This window comes from Aeromicrobium sp. EU05-FHT14F07 (assembly GCF_058790455.1).
The window spans coordinates 103,351-111,493 of the sequence record NZ_JBYTCR010000015.1 but is presented as its reverse complement, the minus strand read 5'-3'; the positions used below and the strand labels follow the sequence as shown (position 1 = coordinate 111,493).

Here is an 8,143-nt window from a genome sequence, read left to right as displayed (position 1 = left end):
ATCTTGGGTCCCACGCGGGCCACAGCCCGAGAACCCAGACCACCTCGCGCCCAGCCGCCCGGTCGAGGCCCTTTCGGGGACCACCTCCACGAGAAGCCGCAGCAGCGCAGCCCCACCCGAGCGAGAAGCCGAACCAGCGCACCCCCAACCGAGCAGCAAGCCGCGCCCGCGCACCCCCACCCCAAAGGGAAGCCACGCCACCGCACCCCCACCCGACCAAGGGAGCCACCCCCGCGCAGCCGCAGGACAGGAAGAGCGTCAGCGCCGACCCTGCGCGACGGGCGACGCCTCGGCGCCGCGCGCCTGGGCCTGGGAGGCGTACTGGAGCCACTGCTGGATGCCGGTGGCGTCGCCGCGGGCGTAGGCGGTGAGGGCGGCGGCGTAGCCGGCGGGCTCCGCGGCGTGGCCCGCCTCGGGGACGACGACGGAGGCGGGGTCGACGCCCTTGACCACCAGCACGAGACGCTCGGCGGCGCGCGCGACCATCCCGCCGTGCGCGGCGAACGCGCCCGACGTGGCCACCTCGGCGTGCACGAGGGCGGCGACGACGAGTCCGGGTGCCTCGGTGGGGCGGGCGGCGAGGCGCGCCAGCTCCGCCAGGCGGGCTGCGCCGCCGGCGTCGGCGGGGCGACCCAGCTCGTCGTCGGGCACGCTGCCCGACGCGGCCAGCGCGTGCAGCCGCGCGAGCGCCTGCAGCGGCGAGCGACCCCACACCGGGACGAGACCCAGCAGCTCGACGTTCAGGCGCACCGCCGAGCGGGCGACCGTGTCGCCCCCGCCGCCCGCGAGCAGCTCCACAGCAGGGTCGTCGCCGTCGTCCGCGGCCGGAGGCAGGTCGCTGCCCTCCAGCCGCGCCGTGGCGACCGCACCCAGCAGGAGCGACCGGGCCGTGTCCTCCGGCGTCGTCCGACGCAGACCCCGGTCGCGCAGCAGCGCGTCGATGCCGTCGCGCGTCGCCGCGAACGCCGAGGGCACCCCCTCGAGGGACGCCGCGGGCAGGAACGGGTCGACGGGCTCTGACACGCCCCGAAGCGTACCGAGCCGACGTCCGCGGACCGGTAGCCTGCGGGTGTGAGCGAGCTGTTCGACCAGGCGGCACGGTCCGCCCCCGGCACCGACGAGGCGCACGACCGCCTCGTCAAGTGGCTGGTGGGCGACCGACTCGCCTGCGTGCTGCTCCTCGAGGACTCCTCGCTCGCCTTCCGTCTCGCCGAGCAGGGGCACGAGGTCGTCGTCGCGGGCGAGGACGTGCACACCGTCCGGTCGCCCGACGTGCTCTACGTGCGGACCGTCGGACCCCGCCTTCCGTTCGTGTCCGACGCGTTCGACGCCGTCGTCACCCCGCAGCTGGACGACGACCAGACCGTGCTGGCCGAGCAGGCCCGCGTGCTGCGCGCCGGTGGCGTGCTCTCCAGCCTCGCGCGCGACCACGACGAGACGCTGCCGTGGGTCCGACGCCTGCGCGAGGTCGCCGGCCGCCGCCCGACGCCCCCCGCCCCGGCCACCGGGACGGTCGAGGCATCCGGGCTCTTCCACCCCCGGGAGACGACGGAGCACGCCACGTGGGAGGAGCTCGACCTCCCCGCGCTGCTGCAGTACGCCCGCGAGACGGGACGTCAGCCCGTCGAGGACGCGACGTTGTCCCGGGTGCGGGAGCTGTTCGACCAGAACACCGCACAGAGCGGCAGCCTGCGGCTGCGCCACCTGCTGCGCGGCACGCGGGCCCGCGTGCGCAAGGAGGCGCGGTCGGAGGGACCGCAGCCGCCGGACACGCTGCTGCTCGAGCTGCGGTGAGCCCCCTCCTCGCAGCCCTGCTCGGCGTTCTGTTGGGCGGGGTCGGCCACGCCGTGCTGCGCCGACGTCGCGTGCGCGGCACCCCGCTCGGGTCCCCCGAGGAGCGCGCGACCTACGAGGCGCTGCACCGCACGGCCCTCGCGGCACCCGCCCTGCGCCAGGGCCTCGACCGCTCCAGCGCGCTCGAGACGCTCCCCCACGTGCGCGCCCTGCTCGGCACGCCGACCGTCGGACTGACCGACACCACTGCACACCTCGCGTGGGACGGGCCCGACGACCCCGCTGACCCGGCACTCGCCGACGTCGTCGCCGCGACGCTGCGCACCGGCCGGACCCAGGCCGCCGGACCGGCGGTCGCGGCTCCCCTGGTCGTCGACGAGCGGGTCATCGGCGCGCTCGTGGTGGTGGCCGAGCAGCCGTCGGCCGGGCTGCTGCGGGCGACCGCCGAGGTCGCGGCGTGGATGTCGGGCCAGCTCGAGCTGGCCGAGCTCGACAAGTCCCGCACCGCGCTGATGGCCGCCGAGCTGCGGGCGCTGCGCGCACAGATCTCCCCGCACTTCGTCTACAACTCCCTCGGCGCGATCGCGTCGTTCGTGCGCACCGACCCCGAGCGGGCGCGCGAGCTGCTCCTGGAGTTCGCCGACTTCACGCGCTACTCCTTCCGCCAGCACGGCGACTTCACGACCCTCGCCGAGGAGCTGCGCTCCATCGAGCGCTACCTCGTGCTCGAGAAGGCGCGCTTCGGCGACCGGCTGCGCGTGGTCACGCGGGTGGCGCCGGAGGTGCTCAACGTCCGGCTGCCGTTCCTCGCCGTCCAGCCGCTCGTGGAGAACGCCGTGCGGCACGGCCTGGAGGGCCAGCAGGGCGCCGGCACCATCACCCTCGTCGCCCTCGATGAGGGGGCCGACTGCGTCATCTCCATCGAGGACGACGGCGTCGGCAGCGACCCCGAGACGGTCCGGGCCGTCCTCTCGGGCGACACGTCGTCGGCGTCCGTCGGCCTCGCGAACGTCGACGAGCGGCTGCGCACCGTGTACGGGAACGACCGCGGCATCGTCGTGGAGACCGCTCCGGGGCTGGGGACGAAGGTCACGCTGCGCATCCCCAAGTTCGCACCCCCGTGACCTTCGGCGTCCGCGACGGTTGATGGGGTCGAAGGTCCACGTGGGAGGAGCAACATGGCAGTGCGCGGTGCGGGGTACGCGGTCCGGCGGGTGCGTCAGTCGTTCACGCACTTCCGCAACGGGCCCCAGCTGCTGCTGGCGATGGCGCGGGGCGGCGAGGTGACGTTCCGGACCCGCTCGGGCCTGACCATCCACACGCCGAACTCCCCCGGCGCGCGGTTCCCCGTCTACGAGATCACCGCCGACGACGTGTACCGCGTCGACGAGCTGCTCGCGGGCCTGCGGCCGGACTTCGTCGCGATCGACGTCGGCGCTCACATCGGCAGCTTCTCGACGGCGGTCTGCGCCCGGGCACCCCGCGCGACCGTGCACGCGTACGAGGCGTCGCCGTCGACGGCCGCCTGGACCCGACGCAATGCCGAGGCCAACGGGTTCGCCGACCGCCTGCACGTGCACGCCGAGGCCGTCTCGGACCACCGCGGCACGCTGCGCTTCGTCGACAATGGCGAGGCCAGCGCCCACAACGGCATGACCGCGCCTGACGGCCTCGGGGGCGAGGTCGAGGTGCCGTGCGTGACGTTCGCCGACGCGCACGCCGCGGCCGGCGGACGCGTCGACCTGCTCAAGAGCGACGCGGAGGGTGCCGAGTACGGCTACATCCTCGGCAGCGACCCGGCCCTGTGGGCCGACGTGCAGCGGGTCGTCATGGAGTACCACCCCGTCGAGGGCTACTCCCTGGGCGACCTCGTCACCTACCTCGCGGGCGTCGGGCTCGACCTCGTGCGGGACGAGCCGTCGCCGGACAAGCCCGGCCTCGGGAACGCCTGGTTCGCCCGCGCCGCATGACCCGGCTCCCCCCGGCCCTGATGCCGCTGTGGCCCCTGGCCAAGCGGGCCCACCGCGCCACGACCCGCGCGGTCGGCGTGGCGGCCCGTGCCGTCGGCGACGGCGGCCCTCGGTCGGTGCCGGCACGCGTCAGCCCGACGTCGCGCGCGACGGCCGCGGCCGAGCCCGACCACGTCCGGCTGCACTCCGTCGGCTCCCCGCTCGACCTCCTGAGACCCCTCCCGGTCGGCAGGCCGGGCGGTCTGCGCTTCTGGGACGACGTGCGCGTCCTGCGCCGGCCCCCACGGTCGGTGCTCGAGGTCGAGGGCGGACGCTTGGTCGGCGAGGCGGCCGCGACGATCACGCCCGCCGGCACGCTCGACCGCGAGACGAGCCCGTACTTCGGGATCCGCCGACCCACCGAGCACCCGGTGCACCTGCGGCTGCGCTACCCCGAGCCGGAGCACGTCGCCGGCACGGTCGTCTCGCTCGCGTCGCACGCCTCGGCGCGCAACTACTACCACGCGCTGATGGACGCCCTGCCACGGTGGGGGCTCCTCCAGGAGCTGTTCCCCGACGAGCGCCCCGACCGCGTCGTCGTCGGGCACACCACCCGCTGGGACCGTCAGCTCGTGGCGATGGTCGGGCTCGACGCCCTGCCGCTCGTGGAGCCCAGCCACGACCTCCACCTGCGCGCCGACCGGCTCCTCGTCCCGGCGATCGACAACCAGACGACGCTCGCGCCGCCGTGGGTCACCGCGTGGCTGCGCGCGCACCTGCCGGCTCGCGAGGTCCGCGGCAAGCCACGTCGGCTGTACGTCACCCGCGGCGACCGGCCGCACACCCGGCGCTACGTGCAGGAGGACGCGCTGCTGCCGCACCTGGAGCGCCAGGGCTTCGTGCGGGTCGACCCCGGCACGATGAGCGTGCAGGAGCAGATCGACCACTTCGCCGCCGCCGACGTCGTTGTCGCCCCGCACGGCGCCGGACTCGTGAACCTGACGTTCGCCCCGGCCGGGGTCCGTGTGCTCGAGCTGTTCGCGCCGCGCTACCTCAACCCCGGCTACTGGGCGATCGTCGACAACGTCCCCGACTCGCGCTACCGCTACGTCGTGGCCGAGCCCGTCGACCGGCTGCGGTCCGAGCGCGCCATGCAGGGCGTCCAGGACGACGTCGACCTCCCGGCCGCCGTGGTCCTGGAGGAGCTCGAGCGGCTGCTGGCGCAGGACGCCGACGGACAGGAGGCCCCGGGTCGCACCGACGCGGGGCAGGATGGGGCCGAGCACCCTCGGTCCCCGGAGAGAGGCACCCCGTGACGAAGCGCGCGCTGATCACCGGCATCACCGGCCAGGACGGTTCGTACCTGGCCGAGCTGCTGCTGGGCAAGGGCTATGAGGTCCACGGCCTGATCCGTCGGGCGTCGACGTTCAACACGTCGCGCATCGACCACCTGTACCAGGACCCGCACGTGGACGGGACGAAGCTGTTCCTGCACTACGGGGACCAGTCCGACGGCGCCCGGCTGGTGTCGTTGATGTACGAGATCGCGCCGGATGAGGTGTACAACCTCGCGGCGCAGTCGCACGTGCGGGTCTCCTTCGACGAGCCCGAGCACACCGCCGACACGACCGGCACGGGCACCGTGCGCCTGCTGGAGGCGGTGCGCGCGGCCGGGATCCGGCCGCGGTTCTACCAGGCCTCCTCCAGCGAGCTGTACGGCGCGACCCCGCCTCCGCAGGACGAGGACACGCCGTTCTACCCGCGCTCGCCGTACGCGGCGGCGAAGCTGTACTCGTACTGGATCACCAAGAACTACCGCGAGGCCTACGACATGTTCGCGGTCAACGGGATCCTGTTCAACCACGAGTCCCCCCGCCGCGGCGAGACGTTCGTGACCCGCAAGATCACCCGCGCCGTGGCCGCGATCAAGGCCGGCCGCCAGGACCTGCTCTACATGGGCAACCTCGACGCCGTGCGCGACTGGGGCTACGCCGCGGAGTACGTCGAGGGCATGTGGCGGATGCTGCAGGTCGACGAGCCCGAGGACTTCGTGCTCGCCACCGGCGTCGGCATCACCGTCCGCGACTTCCTGCAGATCTCCTTCGAGCACGCCGGCCTGGACTGGCAGGAGCACGTCCGCTTCGACGAGCGCTACCTGCGCCCCACCGAGGTCGACGCGCTCATCGGCGACCCCGCCAAGGCCGCCACGAAGCTCGACTGGGTGCCCACCGTGGACGGCCGCGAGCTCGCCCGGCTGATGGTCGACGCCGACGTCGAGGCCCTCACCCACGAGGGCACCCCCTGGCACGACGAGGTGAAGCTGGCCTCCTGGGGCACCGCATGAGCCTGCGCACCAGCGACGACGTCGACTTCACCCCCGGCCCCCTGGACCGCGACGCCACCTTCTACGTCGCCGGCCACGCCGGCATGGTCGGCTCCGCGCTCGTGCGCCGCCTGCACGACGCCGGGTTCACCGACGTCGTCGGACGCACCTCCGCCGAGCTCGACCTGACCGACCGCGCCGCCGTCCACGCGTTCTTCGAGGAGACCCGCCCCACCTACGTCGCGCTCGCCGCCGCCAAGGTCGGCGGCATCCTCGCCAACGACACCAACCCGGTCGACTTCCTGAGCGTGAACCTGCAGATCCAGGTCAACGTCATGGACGCCGCCCTCGCCGCCGGCGTCCAGCGCCTGGTCTTCCTCGGCTCCTCCTGCATCTACCCCAAGCACGCACCCCAGCCGATCACCGAGGACGCCCTGCTCACCGGCCACCTCGAACCCACCAACGACGCCTACGCCATCGCCAAGATCGCCGGCATCCTGCACGTGCAGTCCGTGCGCCGCCAGCACGGCCTGCCCTGGATCTCCGCCATGCCCACCAACCTCTACGGACCGAACGACAACTTCTCCCCCACCGGCTCGCACGTCCTGCCCGCCCTCATCCGCCGCTACCACGAGGCCACCCGCGACGGCGCCACCGAGGTCACCAACTGGGGCACCGGCACCCCCCGCCGCGAGCTCCTGCACGTCGACGACCTCGCCGACGCCGTCCTGCACCTCCTGGAGCACCACGACGGACCCCAGCAGGTCAACGTCGGCACCGGGACCGACGTCACCATCGCCGAGATCGCCGCCACCGTCGCCGAGGTCACCGGCTACACCGGCACCACCCACTGGGACACCACCAAGCCCGACGGCACCCCCCAGAAGCTCCTCGACGTCACCCAGCTCGCCCAGGCCGGCTGGACCGCCCGCACCACCCTGCGCGACGGCCTTGCCGCCACCTACGCCTGGTACCTCCAGAACGCCGACCACCTCCGCTCATGACGTCCTCCCTCCCCGACGACGTGTGGGCCACGGTGCAGGCCTCCGTGCCCGTGCTCTGCGTCGACGTCGTCCCGGTCCGCGGGGAGGGCGACGGGCTCGAGGTCGGGCTGATCCGTCGGCGGTTCGCGGACACCGGCGCACCCGTGTGGTGCCACCTCGGCGGACGCGTCCGGCACGGCGAGACGACCGACGAGGCGCTCGGCCGCCACGTGCACGAGACGCTCGTCGGCGCGGAGCTCGAGCTGCCCACCGACCCGCAGCCGCACCACGTGGTGCAGTGGTTCCCCCGCGCGGTGCGCAGCGGACCGACGTACGGCGACGACCCCCGCAAGCACGCCGTCAGCCTCTGCTGGGCCCTGCCGCTCGGCCCCGACGTCACCGCGCGCGCGGGCGGCGAGGGCTCGGAGCTGCGCTGGTTCGACCACCGCCTGGCCGACCTGCCCGACGACGCCCTGTGGCCCGGCACGCGGCACCTCGTGGCCGCGACGCTCGGCGGCGCGCGGAGCGGGGCCTGAGGTGGGTCAGCCGACCGGACGCGCCGGGACCCCGACCACGGTCGTGCCGGCAGGCACGTCGTCCAGCACGAGCGAGTGGGCCGCGACCACGGCGCCGTCGCCGACCGTCACGGCACCCAGCACCGACGCCCTGGCGCCGACGAAGACGTCGTCGCCGAGCACCGGGAAGTCGGCCGCCGACGTCGCGAGCGACTGGCGCACGCCCAGGGTCACACCTTGGGCCAGGGTCGCGCCGGAGCCCACCACCACGCCGCTGCCGATGACCACGCCGACCGGGTGCTCGAACCAGACGCCCGGCCCGATCTGCGCACCGGCGTCGACGTCGATGCCGACGGTCACGACACCCACGCCCCGCAGCAGGGCAGCCGCCCTGCGGTGCCCGCGCGCGTGCAGCCGCTGCTGGGCACGCACGACCAGCGTCGCCCAGAGACCCGGGCGGCTGAGGCCCCGCGGCACCGCCGTCCACCACGGCGCCTCGCGCCCGACGTACCGGGAGAGGTCCGAGGACACGAGCGTCGAGAAGGTGGCGCGGCTGTCGGAGGGCACGCACCGCATCGT

Annotated in this window: 9 protein-coding genes; 7 read left to right on the top strand and 2 right to left on the bottom strand. The window is 74.3% G+C overall.

Annotated features, from left to right (window positions below; genetic code table 11):
- Positions 1–258 precede the first annotated feature (258 nt).
- On the bottom strand, positions 259–1,023 hold the full coding sequence (locus AC3WRM_RS13795; protein ID WP_492248437.1) for an oxidoreductase: 765 nt from the start codon (positions 1,021–1,023) through the stop codon (positions 259–261).
- Between the two features lie 48 nt (positions 1,024–1,071).
- Between AC3WRM_RS13795 and AC3WRM_RS13790 the strand changes: the two genes are divergently transcribed.
- Genes AC3WRM_RS13790 through AC3WRM_RS13760 form a run of 7 tightly spaced genes read left to right on the top strand, consistent with a single transcriptional unit; the run spans position 1,072 to position 7,585 of the window.
- Positions 1,072–1,794, top strand: a complete 723-nt coding sequence (locus AC3WRM_RS13790) for a class I SAM-dependent methyltransferase (RefSeq protein ID WP_492248436.1) — start codon at positions 1,072–1,074, stop codon at positions 1,792–1,794.
- Positions 1,791–2,918: a sensor histidine kinase gene (locus AC3WRM_RS13785; RefSeq protein ID WP_492248435.1), complete on the top strand. Its 1,128-nt coding sequence runs from the start codon at positions 1,791–1,793 to the stop codon at positions 2,916–2,918. The genes AC3WRM_RS13790 and AC3WRM_RS13785 overlap by 4 nt, the downstream gene beginning before the upstream one ends.
- Positions 2,919–2,972: 54 nt before the next feature.
- On the top strand, positions 2,973–3,764 hold the full coding sequence (locus AC3WRM_RS13780) for an FkbM family methyltransferase (protein ID WP_492248434.1): 792 nt from the start codon (positions 2,973–2,975) through the stop codon (positions 3,762–3,764).
- Complete coding sequence (locus AC3WRM_RS13775) at positions 3,761–5,059, top strand: glycosyltransferase family 61 protein (RefSeq protein WP_492248433.1); 1,299 nt, start codon at positions 3,761–3,763, stop codon at positions 5,057–5,059. The genes AC3WRM_RS13780 and AC3WRM_RS13775 overlap by 4 nt, the downstream gene beginning before the upstream one ends.
- Positions 5,056–6,087: a GDP-mannose 4,6-dehydratase gene (gene gmd, locus AC3WRM_RS13770; RefSeq protein WP_492248432.1), complete on the top strand. Its 1,032-nt coding sequence runs from the start codon at positions 5,056–5,058 to the stop codon at positions 6,085–6,087. The genes AC3WRM_RS13775 and gmd overlap by 4 nt, the downstream gene beginning before the upstream one ends.
- Positions 6,084–7,070, top strand: coding sequence for a GDP-L-fucose synthase family protein (locus tag AC3WRM_RS13765; protein ID WP_492248431.1), 987 nt, complete (start codon positions 6,084–6,086; stop codon positions 7,068–7,070). Before gmd ends, AC3WRM_RS13765 begins: the two co-directional genes overlap by 4 nt.
- Positions 7,067–7,585 carry a DUF4916 domain-containing protein gene (locus AC3WRM_RS13760; RefSeq protein ID WP_492248430.1) on the top strand — a complete coding sequence of 173 codons (519 nt, stop codon included), beginning with the start codon at positions 7,067–7,069 and terminating at the stop codon, positions 7,583–7,585. The genes AC3WRM_RS13765 and AC3WRM_RS13760 overlap by 4 nt, the downstream gene beginning before the upstream one ends.
- Before the next feature lie 6 nt (positions 7,586–7,591).
- On the opposite strand, the gene AC3WRM_RS13755 is transcribed toward AC3WRM_RS13760, so the two are convergent.
- Positions 7,592–8,131, bottom strand: coding sequence for a serine O-acetyltransferase (locus tag AC3WRM_RS13755; RefSeq protein WP_492248429.1), 540 nt, complete (start codon positions 8,129–8,131; stop codon positions 7,592–7,594).
- Positions 8,132–8,143: the final 12 nt, after the last annotated feature.